This window comes from Euzebyales bacterium, from assembly GCA_035461305.1.
Taxonomy (GTDB): domain Bacteria; phylum Actinomycetota; class Nitriliruptoria; order Euzebyales; family JAHELV01; genus JAHELV01.
The window spans coordinates 63,721-80,140 of the sequence record DATHVN010000141.1 but is presented as its reverse complement, the minus strand read 5'-3'; the positions used below and the strand labels follow the sequence as shown (position 1 = coordinate 80,140).

Here is a 16,420-nt window from a genome sequence, read left to right as displayed (position 1 = left end):
GTGGACCCCGTCGACGGTCAGGTGGCCTGGTACTTGCGGGGCTTCTGCCGCCAGTGCAGGGGGGACAGCTCCTCGACCTTCGTCACCGACTTGTGGGAGGCGACCATGTCGGCGACCTTGGCGACCTCGTCCTCGTTGCAGGTCACGACCAGCACGCCCTCCGACCCGCCGGTCCGTGTGAAGTCGATCTGCTCCGCGCCCGGATCGACGCGCTGGATGAAGGCGAGCAGCTTCTCGAGCTTCGACACGTCGCCGACATGGACCTCCAGCCGGCGCTGGACCTTCACCCGCCGGCGGCGGACGGCGGCGTCCACGGCCCGCAGCCCGATCAGCATCGAGAGGGTCACGACGGTGCCCAACGCGGCGAGCGAGTAGCTGCCGGAGCCGGCGGCCATGCCGAGTGAGGCGGTGATCCACAGCCCGGCCGCGGTGGTGAGCCCGCTGACCGATCCGCCCTCCTTGAAGATCGCTCCGGCGCCGAGGAAGCCCACCCCCGTCACGATCTGGGCAGCGATCCGTGACTCATCGGCGGCTTCGAACCCCGCGATCGACAGGATTGAGAACACCGCCGCACCCACGCCGACCAGCGTGTGGGTGCGCATTCCTGCTGCTCGCAGCGCGGACGCCCGTTCGAAGCCGATCAGCCCGCTGCAGAAGGCGGCCATCAGCAGACGCAGGAACATCTCCTCGGGCGCCATCGCTCATCCTTCCGTCACGAGGATGAGACCCAAGCGTACACCGCGTGTTCAGGCGCTGTTCATCGAATCTTCAACGGCGGATGGCCATCGTCTACGAGGGCCGCGGAGCTCGGCGGCCGCGTCGTCCGTCGCGATGACGACGACGTCGCGCCGGCGGACCTTCGACGCCGGCACACCGGTGCCCCGGAGCCCAGCGCGGACGGCTCCCGCCTTCTCGGCGCCAGTGATCTGCCAGACCAGGAGTCGGGCCGCGTTGATCGCCGGGTACGTCATGGTCATGCGCATGCGCCCCTGGTACGGGCCGGCGATGGCCACCCACCGGTCGCGCACGGCGAGGACGGGGTCGCCCGGCACCAGCGACGCGGTGTGGCCGTCGGCGCCGATGCCGAGGTGGACCACGTCCGCGACCGGTGGCACGCCCGCGACGGTCTGCAGCCGTGACGCGTAGCGCCCGGCCGCCGCGTCGAGGTCGTCGTCGGTCACCGGCATGGGATGCAACAGTGCCTCCGGGATGTCCGCGCCCGCCAGGAGGCTGTTGGTGATCATCGTCCAGTTGCGGTCCTCGTGGCCGTCGGGAGCGACCCGCTCGTCGACCTGGAGGATGTGCGTGGCGTTCCAGCGCAGGTCCATCTTCCCAAGGCGCTCCAGCATCGGCGCCGGCGTCGACCCGCCGCTGAAGGCCAGGACCGCCCGGCCGTGCCGCATGGCACCCTCGCGGGCCGCCTCGGCGATCACCACGGCGGTTCGCTGGGCGACGGCGTCGGCGTCGGCGTAGGTCTCGGTGCGCATGGCGGCCAGGATGCCCTCCGGCGATCAACGGGAACCGCCGCCGACGGCCTGCTCAGGCCACCCGGTCCCGGGCGGCGGCCAACGCGGCGATCGCCCGCACCTGCGTGTTGTGGATGTCGTGCAGCAGGTCGCCCATCACGCCGAACACGACGGCCTCGGGTAGCGGCTGCCCGCCAAGGCCGGTCACCCCGGCGTGGGCGAGCGCGTTCGCCGCCGCCGCCGAGTCCGGGTGCACGCGCCCCGCGGGGTGTAGCCGAGCGTGCGGGTCGGTGCCGCCGGGGCCCGACGACGTGTCGTCGCGCCGTCGTGTGGCGCTCGCCGGTCTTCGTCATCCGCGCGCGGATTCCTCGCCCTGCGTCGCTTGTCGCTGGTCATCGGTCAGCCTCTCACGGCCGGACCGTGACGATCACCCAACGCGCGTCGCCGGCACGGCCATGGCAGCAAACCGATGTGCGTTCGTCGTCCCGAGGCGGATGGGCCCTTCTGCCCTCCGACGTCGGACGGCGTGGGCTTCCGGATGAGGGTGCGGCGCGGGACTCGCCGCTGGCAGCCTGCGTTCGACCGGTCGAGCGTCTGCCGGGGAGGCGCCGTCGCCGGCCTCGGGATGAACGGCACCTGCGTGGGGGATCGTGGTCCCATGGCCACCGACCACCTGCCAGCGGAGGTGCTGGACGACCTCGTCGATCTGCTGACGGTGTGCCCGGCCTTCGTCGGCGTCGGTCGCGACGTGCTCGCCGGGCTCGCCGCCGAGGCCGAGATCGCCTACATCGACGGGGTCACGGGTCTTGCGACCCCGGCGCTGGTGGTCCAGCGCGGCGGGCTGATCGTGCGCGACGGCTCGGACCGTACCGTCGACCTGGTGACGCGCGGCGAGTTCAGCGCGCCGGCCGCCGACGAGCGCCTCGACCCGATCGAGCCCAGCATGGTCGTGTGGCTGCCGGAACGCGCGATCGACATCGCCTGGTCCGCGGCCCCTGACCAGCTGACGGAGGTGCTGGACCGTCCGACCCGCACGATCGACCTCCAGACGGCGGCGGTGAGGACGCTCATGCACGCACCGGTGCGCACCGCCGAGGCCGCCGAGACGTGCGCCGCCGTGGCGCGACGCATGACCGATCAGCGGATCTCGTCGGCGGTGGTGCTCGACCGCGACCGCGTCGGGATCGTCACGGACCGCGACCTGCGGTCCCGCCTCGTGGCCCGGCAGCTCTCGCCGTCGACGCCGATCGGTGACATCGCGACCTGGGACGTCCGCACCGTCACCGCGCAGACGCCGGTGTTCGAGGCGCTGATCGAGATGCTGTCGGCCGGCATCCACCACCTGCCTGTCACAGAGGATGGGCGGCTCGTGGGCATGCTCAGCTCGAACGACGTGCTGGAGCTCGGCACGCGCAGCCCCCTGCATCTGCGCATGACGATCGACCGCGCCGCCACCGTCGACGACGTCGCCGCGGCGGTCGACGACCTGCCCGACGCCGTGCGCGCTCTCCTGGCCGCCGGCACGACCGCCGGTGACGTCGGCACGGTTGTCGCCACGGTCACCGACCGCGTCCAACGGCGCCTGCTTGTCCTGGCGTTCGCCGAGCACGGGGATCCGCCGGGTCCATTCGGCTGGATCGCATTCGGGAGCCAGGCGCGACGCGAGCAGACCCTGCACAGCGACCAGGATCACGGCCTGCTGCTGTCCGACGACCTCGACGACGACGGCGACGCCTGGTGGCGGCGCTCGGCCGAGTGGGTCGTGGCGGGCCTGGAGAGATGCGGATACGCCAGGTGCAACGGCGGGGTCATGGCGATCAACGACGCGTGGCGTCACGACGTCTCGGGATGGCGCCGCGCCTTCGCCGACTGGATCGAGCGGCCCAGCGAGAAGCACCTGATGGACTCGACGATCGCGTTCGACCTGCGCACCGTGACGGGTGAGCTGCAGGTACGGGAGCTGCTCGCACCGGTCATCGCCACCGCCGCCGACAACGGCATCTTCCTCGGCCGGCTCGCCCGCGATGCCACGCGGCACCGCCCGCCGCTGGGGTTCTTCGGCAGGTTCGCCGTCGACCGTTCAGGCGAGCACAAGGGCTCGTTCGACATCAAGGCCGGGGTCACGCTGCCGATCGCCGACATCGCGCGCCTGCACGCACTCGCCCGGGGCAGCAGCGACATCGCCACCGACGTCCGGCTCCTGGGTGCCGCGGACGAGGGGCAGCTGTCCGACGACCTGGCCGCGACGCTGCGGGCCGGCTACGAGCTGGCCACGGGGTTGCGGCTCCGGCGCCATCTCGAGCTGCACGCCGCAGGGCGACCGGCCGACAACTGGCTCGACCCCGAGAAGCTCGAGGCGCTCGCCCGTGCGCAGCTGCGCGAGACGTTCAAGGCGATCCGCACCGCCCAGCAGAGCATCGAGAGCCGGTACCACACGGGCATGCTCGGATGACGGCGCGATCCAGACAGGAGACCACGATGGGTGGACTGCGACTGATCCGGCGAGGCGACCTGTCCGACGACACCAGCCAGTCGACCGGCATGACGCGGCGCGCGGCTCTGTCGGGCGAGCTGGTCGGCTCGTCCACGCTGTGGATGGGCGAGACGCGCGTCGCGCCCGCGACCGCCAGCCAGCCGCATCACCATGGTCGCTCTGAGACGGGCATCTACGTGGTCGCGGGCACGCCCGCGTTCTCGTTCCGCGACGAGCACGGCGAGCTCGTCCGGCTCGAGACGGCACCGGGCGACTACGTCTACGTGCCGCCGAACCTGCCACACATCGAGGAGAACCCCTCGTCCGATACCGAGGCCGTGGTTGTCATCGCCCGGACCACGCAGGAGGCGATCGTCGTCAACCTGCGTGTGCTCTAGGGTCGGCCCGCGCGGTGTGGTTCTTCCGCCGCAGCGACGAACGTGACTGGCGGGACGCGGAGCTCGTGGCGGTCGACTTCGAGACCACCACCGCAGCGCCGCGGGAGGCGGAGCCCCTGTCGGTCGGATGGGTGGCCATCCACGGCGGGAGGGTGCGCCTCGCTGACGCCGGGTACCGGCTCGTGGCGCATGACGGCCGCCTGCCGCGTGCCTCCCTGCCGGTCCACGGCCTGCTGCCGCACCAGCTGCTGGAAGGCGCGCCCCTCGACCAGGTTGCCTCGCAGCTGCGCGACGCCGTCGGCGGACGCGTCGTCGTCGCCCACGGCGCATGGATCGAGCGCGCCCTGCTCGGGCGGCTCGACGTGGACCACGCCGGGCTCATCGACACGATGGCGCTGGTGCGCCGGCTGGACCAGCGTGACGGTCGCATCCCGCGCGGCCGGTCGCTGACCGCGACGGCCCGGCGTTTCGGCGTCACGCCGATGCGCGCCCACCACGCGTTCGGCGATGCCCTGACGACGGCGATGCTCCTGCTGGTGCTCGCGTCGCGCGTGCAGCGCGACCGACCGCACTGCCCGGTGGACGACCTCCTCCGGCTCGGTCGGCTGTAGGGTCTGAGCCACACCTCGTCACTGCGCGACGCCGCCGTCTGCACGTCGATGAAGACGTCACGGATGTCCTCCGGTTGGTCGAGCTTGTACAGCTTGCCGCCGGTGATGTTCGTCACGCGGTTCAGGACCTCGAAGTCCGCCTCTGCCCCGTAGGCAACGCCGATGAACAGCACCGGACGCTGCGGGTCGACGAGGTCCCGCAGCCGGCGGCGCAGCTGCCCGAGGCTGACGCCATCGGCGTCGTCGTTCTTGCCGTCGGTGAAGAAGATGACCGCGTTGAGCTTGCCCGGCTCGAAGTTGTCCAGCATGTGCTCGTAGCCGGCCAGGATCGTGTCGTGCAGGCCGGTGTCAGCCCGCGCCTGCAGCTCCCGGACGGTGGCGATCTCGGCCTCCTGCCGGGTAACGCCTTCGCGGACCTCCTCGTTGAGCGGACCGAGCGGCACGAGGACACGGTGGTCGGTGCTGCCGTCGAGCTCGGTGGAGAACTCCCACAGTCCACCGGAGCTCGCCGGGTCCGTGAGCGCGATGCCTGCCTCGAGCCCCTGCTTGGACAGGTCGAGGCGGCTGGCACCGGTGCCCGGCACCTCGGTCTTCATCGAGCCCGAGACGTCGACGACCGCCAGCAGGTTGCCCGTCTGGCTCAGGTCCTGCCACGCCTGCATCAACGGGCCGACGACGATGTCGGGCACGACCGGCTCGGGTGCGTCGGTCGCCAGGTCCGGCCGGAGGCCCTCGGCGTCGATCAGCTCAGGCGTGGTCTCACGGGTGCTGTCGCGGAACCCGCCGGCCTGGAGCGTCCCGATGCCGTCGGAGGACTCGATCGCGCGCAGCAACTCCGCCGCCGCGTCGGCCGTGGCGTCGTCTGTCCACGGGGCGTCGAGCCGGACGTACGGGTAGTCGGCGTCCGGCGCGCCGTCGGGCGGGTACCAGGCCGCGAGGGGTGTGTCCGGCCCAGCGTCGCGTCGCCGCCGTTGTACATCCAGACCATCTGCTCGGTCAACAGCAGCGCCGACACGGTCTGCAGAAGCTCGTCACGCTGGTCGGTCGCAGGGATCTCGTCGAGCTGCTGGCCCGTCGTCCCGCCCAGGTACTCGACCTTGCGCTCCAGCAGCAGCAGCTGCGCCTTGACATGGAACTGCTCGTCCTCCGACCGGGTCGCCGCGTTCGTCGGCAGGGCGCCGACGGCATCCGTCAGCGCACCGACCGCGCCGATCGTGGGTTCGGCCGCGACGTCCTCGACGAGGCTGATCCGGAACGCACCCCACTGGCGACGGTCGCGCTCGGCCCAGGCGTCGTCGTCGGCGGCCAGGTCGGCGATGCTCTCCCACGACATCGGCGCGTCGGGCCAGCCGAGCACGTCCGCCATCGGTTGTGGCATGGCGATCACAGAGGGTGATGTCGCGATCGAGGGTGACTCGGTGTCGACGAGGTCGCCGGCACCACCGGCGGCGGCGAGGCTGACCTCCGTCGACGTGGTCGGAACCCAGACGTGTGGCGCCGGTCCGCGCTCCTCCTCGTCCCACCCCTGTGCCAGGGCGGCGCGGACGGTCGGCGGCGGTACAGCGGTGACCTCGATCACGACGCACCGCAGGGCGGTGACGGTACCTGCGTCCTCGGCGATCTGTCGCAGCGCCGGCGCGATCTCCGGCCCGGCCGCCACGATCAGCGTCATCCGGTCCTCTGACCGGCAATCACTGGGGGGCCCGGTGTCGCCCTCTTACGGCAGTGGGGACGACACGTCCTCGGCGCCGCCGGGCACGACGTCGAAGCCGACGAGCGCCAGGCCGACCAGGACGCCGCCGACCGCAGCCACCACCGCGACCACTCCGGGGATGAGCCAACGCCGCCCGAAGCCGCGTCCCCCCGATGTCTGCTGCACCTGTTCAGCTCGTCAATGCCCTGCCGCAGGGCCTGTGCCGGCTCGTACGGCGCGCATCGTAGCCTCACCGATGTGACCATGCGTAACCCCGGCGCCTGGCCGAAATGCAGGTTCTGCACCGTGGTGCGCAGAGCGCACAGGTCCTCAGCGCTGTCAACTTCTCGTCAACCGCGCGCTTCCGCAGCCGCTCAGGCCGCCTCCGCCGCGCCACCGGTCGCGGGCAGGTCCGCGTCGGGCAGCAGCGCGACCTCGGTGCCCGTCAGCCCGCGCAGGCCGAGCAGCGTGAACCGCCGCGCGGCTCCGTCGGGGACGTGGTCCCGGCACACCGGCCGGATCGGCGCGCTCCCGAGCGGCAGGGCGATCCGTGCCGACAGGGTGCGCTCGTACAGCAGCTGCTCGCCGCGGAAGTGGGGGTGCGCCAGGAACGTGGTCGCTGGGCGCAGGTAGCCGTCACGCAGGCACCGCGAGCAGGCGTTGGGGATCTCGATGCGCAGCACGCGCTGACGCTGGGCGCGGAACCCCAGCTCGTACTCGAGGACCTCACCGTCGAGGTCCGCCGTGAGCAGCACGTAGCTGCGTGCGGGGTGGCGGGCGCTGAGCTGACCGAGCAGTGCGACGGCGCGGTCGCGGTCGCGGAACGCGTAGAACCCGCAGCGGCAGTCCAGGCCTGGCGGGCTGCAGCCGCGGCGGCGACATCGCGCCAGCTCGTCCACGCCGTACCGGAGGCTCGTGACGCCGGCGAGCCAGGCATCGTCGTCGGGCCCGACGATCAGCTGGGCGATCTTGTACCCACGGAACGGATCGGGCGCCGGTTGCGGCTCGAACCCCGACCACAGCGACCTCCGCGAGCGTCGCTGCACCGCCTCGGCGAGGCCTCTAGCGAGCAGCGGCAGTGCCAGCACAGTCAGACTGAACAGCGTCTCCACGATGCCGGTGCCGTGCTCAGTGCTCCGACGTCTCCGACCCCACGGGCTGCTCGTCGGCGGGCTGCTCGTCGGCCGCGCTCTCGACGAGGATCTCCTCGAGCTCGCTCATCTCGTGCGGCCGCCGGATGTCGTGGCGTGCGACAGGTCGTCCGAGGTCCATGGAGCCTCCTTCGGGCCGTTCCGCTCCCCCCACGGTACCGCGCCTCCGCACGCGGCGGAAGGCGCATTCGGGCCTGCGTCGCACTTCTGGCGAGAGTCGAAAGAATGACGGTCGTGGCCCGAACGGCCGGCGGGCCTGCGGACGTGGGCGACTACGCTCCCCGCCATGCACGCGTGGCCCCGGTCCGGATCGTGAGCCTCACCGCGCCCTCGGACCTGCGCGGCGCCGCGTCGGGCCCGCGTGACGCCACGTCGCACCGCGCGGCACCGGCGCGTGTGCTCGACGACCGCCGTGACCGGGTCGCACTCACCGGCCTGACCGTGGTCGTGATCGCCGTCCACGTCGTCGTGCACCGTCGCGGCGTGCTCGTCGGCATGGACGTTGCGACGCAGTTCATCCCGTGGTTCGGCTGGCTGGGGGAGCAGCTCGCGGCCCTCCACGTCCCGCGGTGGAACCCGACGGTGCTCAGCGGCATGCCGTCCGCCGGCGACCCGCTGTCCGGGTGGGGCTACCTGCCCGCCATGGTGTCGTTCACCCTGTTCGAGCTCGGCCGCGCGGTGCACACGTTCCTGATCGTCCAGCTGCTGCTCGTCGCGACCGGCACCTACGTGCTGGCGCGTGCGCTGCGGCTGTCGGTCGCCGGAGCGCTGGCCGCCGCGGTGACGGCGACGTTCAACGGCTTCATGTTCCAGCGCAATGTCTGCTGCGTTGCGTTCGTGTCGGTCGAGGCGTGGATCCCGTGGCTGCTGCTGGGCATCGAGCGGGGGCTGGTCACCGCCGGGGTGCGCCGCGTCGGCGCATGGGCGCTCGCCGGGATCGCACTGACCCAGGTGACCGGCGGCTGGCTGGGCCAGGGGACGGTGTACGTCCTGGTCCTGGCGGGAGTCTGGCTGGTCGGGCGGGCGCTGTCGGCCGGCGGGTCGTGGCGGTCCCGCCTGCGCACCCTCGGCGTCAACGCGGCGGCGCTCGCGGTCGTCGGCGCGGGCCTGTCCGCGGCGGTCGTCTGGCCGCGGTTGCAGATCAACCCCTCCACCAACCTCGCCGGCGGCTACCCGGGGCAGAGCCTGAGCGACTGGCACGGTGGCTGGTGGCCCGCGGACTGGACCGCGCTGGTCGAGCCGGGGATCTGGCACGTCGGTGCCGTCCCGCTGACGGTGGCCGTGGTTGCGCTCGGGGTCGCCCGCCGCGATCGCCTGGCGTGGCTGCTGGGCGCGGTCGTCGCCGGTGCCCTCGTCCTCGCGCTGCCGGTGCGCACGCCACTGAACGCGCCGCTGCTGGTGGTGCCCGGCTTCGACCGCATGCTCACGCACGCGCCGCAGCGCGCGCTGCTGATCGCCTATCCGGGCGTCGCGCTCCTCGTGGGCATCGCCGTGACGCGCCTGCGGCCCCACCGCGGCGCCACGCGTGTGGTCGCGACCCTGGCCCTGGTCCTCCTGGCGGGTGAGCTGGCCTGGGCCAACACCGTCGAGATCCGACGCGCGCTCGATGCGCCGCGCAACCCCGACCTGCTGCGCCGGATCGATCCCGCCTCCTTCTACGAGCCGTCGGGGGCGGGTGCGTTCCTGCAGCGGCAGCGGGACCGTGGGGAGCTCGGCAGGTACGCCGCGTTCACGCCCGTTCGGCGTCCCGACGGGTCGGTCGTCTCGGCCTCGTACTTCTTCTTCTGGCACTACCCGAGCGTGCAGTGGCTCGAGGCGCACAACGAGAGCATGCTGCTCGGGATCGAGCACGTGCAGGGCTACAACCCCGTCCACCTGGCCCGCTACGACGACCTGATCACCGCGGGCAACGGGCGCAGGCAGGACTACCACGTCGCCAACCTGTTCCCCCGCGCGTTCGACCGCGGCGTGTTCGACCTCCTCAACGGGCGCTGGGTGGTGCTCAACTGCAGCATCGACCACCGCGATCCTGACCTGGTCGGGCGGCGCATCGCCTCGTGGCCCGTGGTGTACCTGGACCGGCAGGTGCGGGTGCTCGTGAACCCCGACGCCATCCCGCGGGCATGGGTCGTGCACGACGCCCGCCGCGTGGCGCCCGGCGCGGCGCTCGAGATGCTCGTCGACGGCGACGTGGACCCGCGGACGACCGCGCTGCTGACGACCGGACCGCCGGACCTGGACCGCGACGCCCGCGGCGCCGCGACGGTGATGGGCCGCGGCACCGACCACCTCGAGGTCGAGGTCACGGGCACCGGCACCGGGCTGCTGGTCGTGTCCGAGGTCTTCCATCCGGCGTGGCGCGCCACGGTCGACGGGCGACCGGCCGATGTCATCGTCGTCGACGACGTGCTGCGCGGGGTGGTGGTTCCGGCGGGGCGCCACACCGTCGAGCTGGCGATGGACGCGGGCGTGCTGCACGCCGGGCTGGCCATGACCGGGGTGACCGCCCTCGCCCTGGCGGCCGCGGCGTGGTGGCTCCGGCGCCGGGACCGGGCGACACCGTGACGGTGGGCACCGCGATCGCCGTCGTCGCGAAGGCGCCGGTTCCCGGCCCCGTCAAGACGCGGATGCAGCCGGGCCTGTCGGCCGATCTGGCCGCCGACCTCGCGGCGGCGATGCTCGCCGATGTCACAACCGCCGCGCGGGCCACGGACGCCACCGTGTGGTGGTCCTACGCAGGGGACCGCGCCGTGCTCGACGCGCTTCGCCCAGCGGGCGTGCGCCTGCTCGCCCAGGTGGGAGACGGGCTCGGCGAGCGGCTCGCCCACGCCCACCGCACGCTGCACGGGGCGGCTGCCGGAAGGGTGCTGTTGGTCGGTGCGGACTGCCCGACGGTGGACGCTGACGTGCTGCGGGCGGCCCTCGCACGGCTCGACGACCACGACGTCGTGCTCGGACCGGCGGGTGACGGCGGCTACACGTTGCTGGGCACGGGGACCTGTGCGCCGTCACTGCTCTCCGCGGTGCCGATGAGCACGGCCCACACCGGCGCGGACACGCTCGCGCAGGCCGAGCGCCTGGGACTGCGGACCGCGGTGCTGGACGCCCGCCCGGACCTCGACACGGTCGACGACCTGCGAACCGCGCTCGACGGCGGCTGGCTCGACGCGGCGCCGCGCACCCGTGCGCTGGCAACGTCCATCCTGGGGACGCGCCCGACCGCGTAGCGCCGTGGCGGCCCCACATCGCGGCGGCTGCGGATGCGGGGCGCAGGGGCCGATCGCGCCATGCAGTGACGGGCGTCGCCAGGTCAGGCGTTGCGCGGCTCCCACGTCCAGAACCGCAGCGCCACGAACGCGCCGGCGATGCCCCACACGGCCATCACGGCCAGGTGGTCCCAGAAGAAGCCGGCGCCGGGCACCGCGGGGTTCACCGCGTCGGCGACCGCGTTGGCGAAGTGCTTCAGCGGGAAGATCCAGCCGACGGCGTCCATCCACGGGGGCAGCTCGCCGATGAGGAAGATGTCGGAGAAGAACGCCAGCGGCAGTAGCGTCGCGTTGGCGATCGCCGGGACCGCGCGGGCGTTGGGCGCGATCGTGGCCAGCGCCAGGCCGAGCGCCGCGAAGCACGCGATGCCGACGACCACCGACGTGATGAGGCCGGGCAGCGCTTCCGGCACGAGTTCGACGTCGTGCACGATGATGCCGACCGCCATCGTCAGGGTGAGGCTGACGAACGCGACGACGACCGCCGAGGTCACGCGGCCCGCCATGAACGCCCACACAGGCAGCGGCGTACCGTGGATCCGCTTGAGGACACCCTGGTCCCGGGCGCGGGCGACACGCTCCGAGAAGTCGGCGTAGGCGGCGGTCGCCGCGCCGAACACAGCCAGCACGGGCGCGAGGAACTGGGTCAGCGGCACGCCGCCACGGTTGGCCAGCTCGGCGTCGCCGAACACGACGGGCAGCAGCAGCAGGAGCATCACGGGGAAGCCGACCGTGAAGAACGCCGAGGCCGTATCGCGCCAGAACGCCCGCACCGCGTAGGTGGCCTGGCTCGCGACCATGCTCGCGATGCCGGGTCGTTCGGTTCGCTCGATCGGTTGCAGCACCCCGGCCGGGTCAGGTGCCGGGGGTGGCTCCTCCGTCCCGCGGGTGCCACGCCGGGACCGCGTCAGCCCCGCGGGCCCGGGCTCCCACCGGAAGAAGCGCAGGGCGACGACCGCACCGGCAAGTCCCCACGCCGTCATCACGGCCAGGTGATCCCACGAGACCTGGGGTCCGGTTGAGAAGGGGTCGAACGTGTCGGCCAGCGCGTTGACGAAGTGCTTGAGCGGGAAGAACCAGCCGATGCGTTCGAGCCACGTCGGCAGCTCGCCGATGGCGAAGATGTCCGAGATGAACGCCAGCGGCAGGATGATCGCGTTGGTCAGCGCCTGGGTCGCGCCCTGCGACGGCGCGACCGAGACGATCGCCAGCCCGAGCGCCGCGAAGCAGCCGATGCCGACCATGATCGTCAGCACGGCGGCCGGTGCGGTCCGACCGACGAGCTGGACGCCGAAGAAGGCCACGCCGGCGGTGATCATCAGCGCGACCGAGACCAGCGCGACCCACACCGTCGAGCCGATGCGCGCGGCCATGTACATCCACGGCGCCAGGGGCGTGCCGCGGGCACGCTTGAGCAGGCCGTCGTCACGCTCGATGACCACCCCGATGGCCAGCGACGTGAACGAGGCGGTGGTCGCGGCGAACGCGGCGATCGCCGGCGTCAGGAACTGCGCCACGCGCAGGCCGCCGGAGTCGGGGATCTCCTCGTTGCCGACCAGGCTGCTGAGCAGCACCAGGAACAGCAGCGGGAAGATGATGGTGAAGAACGCCGCGATCGGCGAGCGCCAGAACGCACGGTTCTCGTAGCGCAGGTACGACCAGACCAGCGACGCCCCCGACGGCCTGCCGGTCTCGACCGCGCCGCTCGGGGCGGTGTCAACCGTCATCGGCGTCGCCGACCAGCCGCAGGTACACGTCCTCCAGCGTCGGGCGGTCCAGGCGCAGCGACTCGAGCTCGATGCCGCGATCGGTCGCCCACCGGGTCAGCGTCGTCAGCGTCGCGGTCGGCGTCGCCGTCCGCGTGGTGACCTGCGGCCCGTCGACCTGGATCGCGCCGAGCGCCGGCAGGTCGCCACCAGCGACCCCGGCGGGCAGGCGGAAGCTGATCAACGCCGCGTCGGACTGCTGGTCGCCGAGCTCGTCGGGCGTGCCCATGGCGACCAGCCGTCCCCTGGCGATCACGGCGAGCCGGTCCGCGAGGTGCTGCGCCTCGTCCATGTAGTGGGTGGTCAGCACGATGGTCTTGCCGAGCTCCCTCAGGTTGTCGACGAGGCCCCACGCCTTGCGCCGCGCCGACGGGTCGAACCCGGTGGTGGGCTCGTCGAGGAACAGCAGCTCGGGATCGCCCACGAGGCCCAGCGCCAGGTCGAGCCGCCGCCGCTGGCCGCCCGACAGCGTCTTGACCCGTGCGTCGGCCTTCTCGGCGAGCCCGACGAGCTCGATCAGCTCCTGGACGTCGCGGCGCCGCGGATACATCCCCCGGTACAGGGTGACCAGCTCGCGCACGGTGAACTCGTCGTCGACGCCCGCCTCCTGCAGCACGATGCCGATCCGCTCCCTGAAGTCACGCCCACCGTCACGCGGGTCGAAGCCGAGGACCTCCACCTCGCCGCCGGTGCGGTCCCGGTGGCCCTCGAGGATCTCAACGGTGGTCGTCTTGCCGGCGCCGTTGGGACCGAGCACGCAGAAGCACTCGCCCTCGCGCACCTCGAAGCTCAGCCCGTCGACGGCGGCGAGGTCGCCGTAGTGCTTGCGCAGGTCCTTGACGACGATCGCGCTCATCGTCGGCCGCGCTGTGGGGGTCGTGCGGTCATGATCGCCTCACTGCCGATGTCGCCCACACAGTAGTGGGGCGTGGGATCAAGGCCCGGCGGAGCCGGTCCACCAGTCGTCTGTGGAACCAGGCCCCACAGAGGCCAAGGCCCGGCGGAGCCGGTCCACCAGTCGTCTGTGGAACCAGGCCCCACAGAGGTGTAAGAGAATGGACGTCGGCGGTGTTGACCATGTGACCGACCCGCGGAGCGAACGGGGCCACGATGAGCCGGCAGGTGGGGCCGTAGTGGACGACAGGTTCGCCGACGTCTTCCACCGGCGCTACGCCGAGCTGGTGCGTCTGGCGGCCCGCGTCACGGGTGACACCGACGAGGCCGAGGACATCGTCCAGGAGGCGCTGACCACGCTGTCGACCCATGCCGTGCTCGAGCGGCCCGACGACGAGGTCGCGGCCTGGCTGCGCCGGGTGACGATCAACGGCGCCTTCAACCGGCTGCGGGGTCGCCGGCGCGCCGATGCGCGGACCCGACGCTCGGCTGCGGCCGAGCGGCCGTTGCGCGTGGCCGACCCGTCGGGGCCCCAGCTCGCACAGGTGGTCCGCTCGGAGGAGCGGGCGCGCGTGCGCGCGGCGCTGGCGGCGCTGCCGGAGCGCCAGCGCACCTGCCTGCTGCTACGGCACAGCGGCTACCGCTACGCCGAGATCGCAGCGGTCCTGGGCGTCGCGACCGGTTCGGTCGGCGTGCTGCTCACCAGGGGCGAGCACGCGTTCCGACGCCACTACGAGGAGCTGGAACCATGAGCTGTCCTACCGACGAGCTGCTCCGCGCGCACCTCGACGCGGCCGACGAGCGGATCGCGAGGCACGTTGACGGCTGTGGAGCGTGCGCCGGACGGCTGGCGGCGGTCGCCGACAACGCCCGCTTCACCGCCCGCGCCGTCGCCGACCTCGGCGCCGAGTCGCCACGCGCGCACGACGTCGAAGTCGACGCCGCCTGGCGTGCCATAGGCCGCTCCCCGACGCGGGCGCCCCGCCGGCTCCGGCTGCCGATCGGCATCGCGGCCGGCGTCGTGGCGCTGCTCGTCGCGGGCCTGGCGGTGTTCACGCCCACTGGACGGCAGGCGGCCGCGGACTTCCTCGAGGGCTTCCGCTCGGAGCGGTTCGAAGTCGTGACCTTCGATCCCGACCAGTCGATGGCAGACCTCGACCAGCTGGCGGAGATCGTCGACGTGGACACCGGCGGCAGGGACATGGCGGGTCCGGAGGCGGTCGACACCCTCGCGCAGGCAGCGGAGGTCAGCGGCTTCGAACCGACCGACGTGGGCGCCCTGCCCGACGATGCGACGCTCGACGGCATCGTGGCGTCGCCCCCGGACACCGCGCGCCTGACCCTCCGTGGTGACCGTGCGCCCGACCTGCCGCCGGCGCTCGACGGCGCGCAGCTGGTCGTGTCGATCCCCGGCGCGGTCGCGTCGACCTACGACGTCGAAGGGGACCAGCTGATGGTCGGCGAAGCGGGGCAGCTGGCCGTCGAGGCGCAGGGTGCTGAGCTCGGCGCGATCCGGGAGTACCTGCTCAGCCGCCCCGAGGTTCCCGAGGACCTCGCGCGCCAGCTCACCGAGATCGACGACTGGACGTCGACGGTGCCGGTCCCCGTCCCGGTGGACACCGTGGTGTGGGAGGACACGACGGTCGGAGGAGCGCCGGCGCTGATGCTCGACGACGCGGCCGGCTCGGGACTGCTGTGGCAGGCGGACGGTCGCATCCACGCGGTCGGTGCCGAGGGGCTCGACATCGACGTGCTGCGCGACGTCGCCGATGGCATCGGCTAGTGCACCGATCCGCGCCCGCGGCCTGCACAAGCGGTACGGCCGCCACGTCGCGCTGGACTCACTCGACCTGGACGTCGGGCCCGGCCAGGTCGTCGGCCTGCTCGGGCCGAACGGCGCCGGCAAGACGACGACGGTCAAGATCCTCACGGGGCTGGTGCACGCGACCGCCGGCCGCGCTGAGCTGTTCGGGGTGCCGGTCGCCGAGCCGACCGCCCGGCGTCGCCTCGGCTACCTGCCCGAGCACTTCCGCTTCCCAGAATGGCTGACTGGGATCGAGCTGCTACGCTTCCACGCGCGGCTGGCGGGCCGCGATCCGCGACGGGAGGCGGGCAGGCTGCTGGAGCTGCTCGCACTGGTCGGCCTCGAGGGCCGTGGCGACGATCGCATCCGCGGATACTCCAAGGGGATGACGCAGCGGCTGGGGCTCGCACAGGCCCTAGTCAGCGAGCCGGACCTGGTCCTGCTCGACGAGCCGACGTCGGCGATGGACCCGCTGGGCCGGCGTGAGATCCGCGAGCTGATCCGTGGCCTGGCCGCCGACGATGTTGCCGTGCTCCTCAATTCGCACCTGCTGAGCGAGGTCGAGCTGGTCTGCGACAACGTGGTGGTCATCGACCGCGGCGTCGTCCTGCGCAGTGGCACCCTCGACGAGGTCCGCTCCGCGGCGGTGGAGGTGCGCATCCAGCTCGATCGGGTCGATCAGCGCACGCTGGACCTCGTCGCGGGGCACGGTCGCATCGTGGCGTCCGACGACCACGAGGTCCTGCTCGGCGTCGAGGATCCCGACGGCGTCCCGCGCCTGGCGGTCGATCTCGTGCAGTCGGGTGCGCGGATCCGGGCGCTGGTCCCGCTCCGGCGCTCGCTCGAGGACGCCTTCGTCGGGCTGGTCGGCAGGGAGGAGTCGGGATGACCGTCGGAG

The 16,420-nt window shown here is 72.6% G+C and carries 17 protein-coding genes; 7 read left to right on the top strand and 10 right to left on the bottom strand.

Annotation, left to right across the window (positions count from 1 at the left end):
• Positions 1-17: 17 nt before the first annotated feature.
• Genes VK923_13255 through VK923_13245 form a run of 3 tightly spaced genes read right to left on the bottom strand, consistent with a single transcriptional unit; the run spans position 18 to position 1,722 of the window.
• A complete protein-coding gene (locus VK923_13255; GenBank protein HSJ45641.1) occupies positions 18-698 on the bottom strand; it encodes an MgtC/SapB family protein in 681 nt (226 codons plus the stop codon).
• Positions 699-746: 48 nt separating this feature from the next.
• Entirely contained in the window at positions 747-1,487 is a 741-nt protein-coding gene (gene pgl, locus VK923_13250; protein ID HSJ45640.1) for a 6-phosphogluconolactonase, read from the bottom strand.
• Between the two features lie 52 nt (positions 1,488-1,539).
• Positions 1,540-1,722: a hypothetical protein gene (locus VK923_13245; protein ID HSJ45639.1), complete on the bottom strand. Its 183-nt coding sequence runs from the start codon at positions 1,720-1,722 to the stop codon at positions 1,540-1,542.
• Positions 1,723-2,124: 402 nt separating this feature from the next.
• On the opposite strand from VK923_13245, the gene VK923_13240 reads away from it, so the two are divergent.
• Together VK923_13240 and VK923_13235 are read left to right on the top strand one after the other, a co-directional pair.
• Positions 2,125-3,918 (top strand): DUF294 nucleotidyltransferase-like domain-containing protein, encoded by a 1,794-nt coding sequence (locus VK923_13240; GenBank protein ID HSJ45638.1) that lies wholly within the window; start codon positions 2,125-2,127, stop codon positions 3,916-3,918.
• A gap of 26 nt (positions 3,919-3,944) precedes the next feature.
• Positions 3,945-4,337, top strand: coding sequence for a cupin domain-containing protein (locus VK923_13235; protein HSJ45637.1), 393 nt, complete (start codon positions 3,945-3,947; stop codon positions 4,335-4,337).
• Here the strand turns inward: VK923_13235 and VK923_13230 are convergent.
• From VK923_13230 to VK923_13210, 5 genes are all read right to left on the bottom strand, one after another.
• Complete coding sequence (locus VK923_13230; protein ID HSJ45636.1) at positions 4,318-5,781, bottom strand: hypothetical protein; 1,464 nt, start codon at positions 5,779-5,781, stop codon at positions 4,318-4,320. The two genes, VK923_13235 and VK923_13230, sit on opposite strands and share 20 nt — an antisense overlap.
• Positions 5,691-6,620 (bottom strand): substrate-binding domain-containing protein, encoded by a 930-nt coding sequence (locus tag VK923_13225; GenBank protein HSJ45635.1) that lies wholly within the window; start codon positions 6,618-6,620, stop codon positions 5,691-5,693. Before VK923_13225 ends, VK923_13230 begins: the two co-directional genes overlap by 91 nt.
• Before the next feature lie 45 nt (positions 6,621-6,665).
• Entirely contained in the window at positions 6,666-6,827 is a 162-nt protein-coding gene (locus tag VK923_13220) for a hypothetical protein (GenBank protein ID HSJ45634.1), read from the bottom strand.
• Positions 6,828-7,015: 188 nt separating this feature from the next.
• Positions 7,016-7,753 (bottom strand): hypothetical protein, encoded by a 738-nt coding sequence (locus VK923_13215; GenBank protein HSJ45633.1) that lies wholly within the window; start codon positions 7,751-7,753, stop codon positions 7,016-7,018.
• Positions 7,754-7,769: 16 nt separating this feature from the next.
• Positions 7,770-7,913 (bottom strand): hypothetical protein, encoded by a 144-nt coding sequence (locus VK923_13210; GenBank protein HSJ45632.1) that lies wholly within the window; start codon positions 7,911-7,913, stop codon positions 7,770-7,772.
• A 191-nt stretch (positions 7,914-8,104) separates the two neighbouring features.
• On the opposite strand from VK923_13210, the gene VK923_13205 reads away from it, so the two are divergent.
• Positions 8,105-10,357, top strand: coding sequence for a hypothetical protein (locus tag VK923_13205; GenBank protein HSJ45631.1), 2,253 nt, complete (start codon positions 8,105-8,107; stop codon positions 10,355-10,357).
• Entirely contained in the window at positions 10,354-11,019 is a 666-nt protein-coding gene (locus tag VK923_13200; GenBank protein HSJ45630.1) for a TIGR04282 family arsenosugar biosynthesis glycosyltransferase, read from the top strand. Before VK923_13205 ends, VK923_13200 begins: the two co-directional genes overlap by 4 nt.
• Positions 11,020-11,102: 83 nt before the next feature.
• Here the strand turns inward: VK923_13200 and VK923_13195 are convergent, their stop codons facing one another.
• Together VK923_13195 and VK923_13190 are read right to left on the bottom strand one after the other, a co-directional pair.
• On the bottom strand, positions 11,103-12,785 hold the full coding sequence (locus VK923_13195; protein HSJ45629.1) for an ABC transporter permease: 1,683 nt from the start codon (positions 12,783-12,785) through the stop codon (positions 11,103-11,105).
• Positions 12,775-13,680 carry an ABC transporter ATP-binding protein gene (locus VK923_13190; protein ID HSJ45628.1) on the bottom strand — a complete coding sequence of 302 codons (906 nt, stop codon included), beginning with the start codon at positions 13,678-13,680 and terminating at the stop codon, positions 12,775-12,777. The genes VK923_13195 and VK923_13190 overlap by 11 nt, the downstream gene beginning before the upstream one ends.
• Positions 13,681-13,957: 277 nt before the next feature.
• Here VK923_13190 and VK923_13185 point away from each other — a divergent pair, with 277 nt between their 5' ends.
• The 3 genes from VK923_13185 to VK923_13175 are packed head-to-tail and all read left to right on the top strand — an operon-like array spanning position 13,958 to position 16,411.
• Complete coding sequence (locus VK923_13185; protein ID HSJ45627.1) at positions 13,958-14,470, top strand: sigma-70 family RNA polymerase sigma factor; 513 nt, start codon at positions 13,958-13,960, stop codon at positions 14,468-14,470.
• Entirely contained in the window at positions 14,467-15,501 is a 1,035-nt protein-coding gene (locus tag VK923_13180) for a hypothetical protein (protein ID HSJ45626.1), read from the top strand. The genes VK923_13185 and VK923_13180 overlap by 4 nt, the downstream gene beginning before the upstream one ends.
• The gene (locus tag VK923_13175) at positions 15,488-16,411 is read left to right on the top strand and encodes an ABC transporter ATP-binding protein (protein ID HSJ45625.1); all 924 of its coding nucleotides are present in this window, start codon (positions 15,488-15,490) and stop codon (positions 16,409-16,411) included. The genes VK923_13180 and VK923_13175 overlap by 14 nt, the downstream gene beginning before the upstream one ends.
• Positions 16,412-16,420 lie beyond the last annotated feature (9 nt).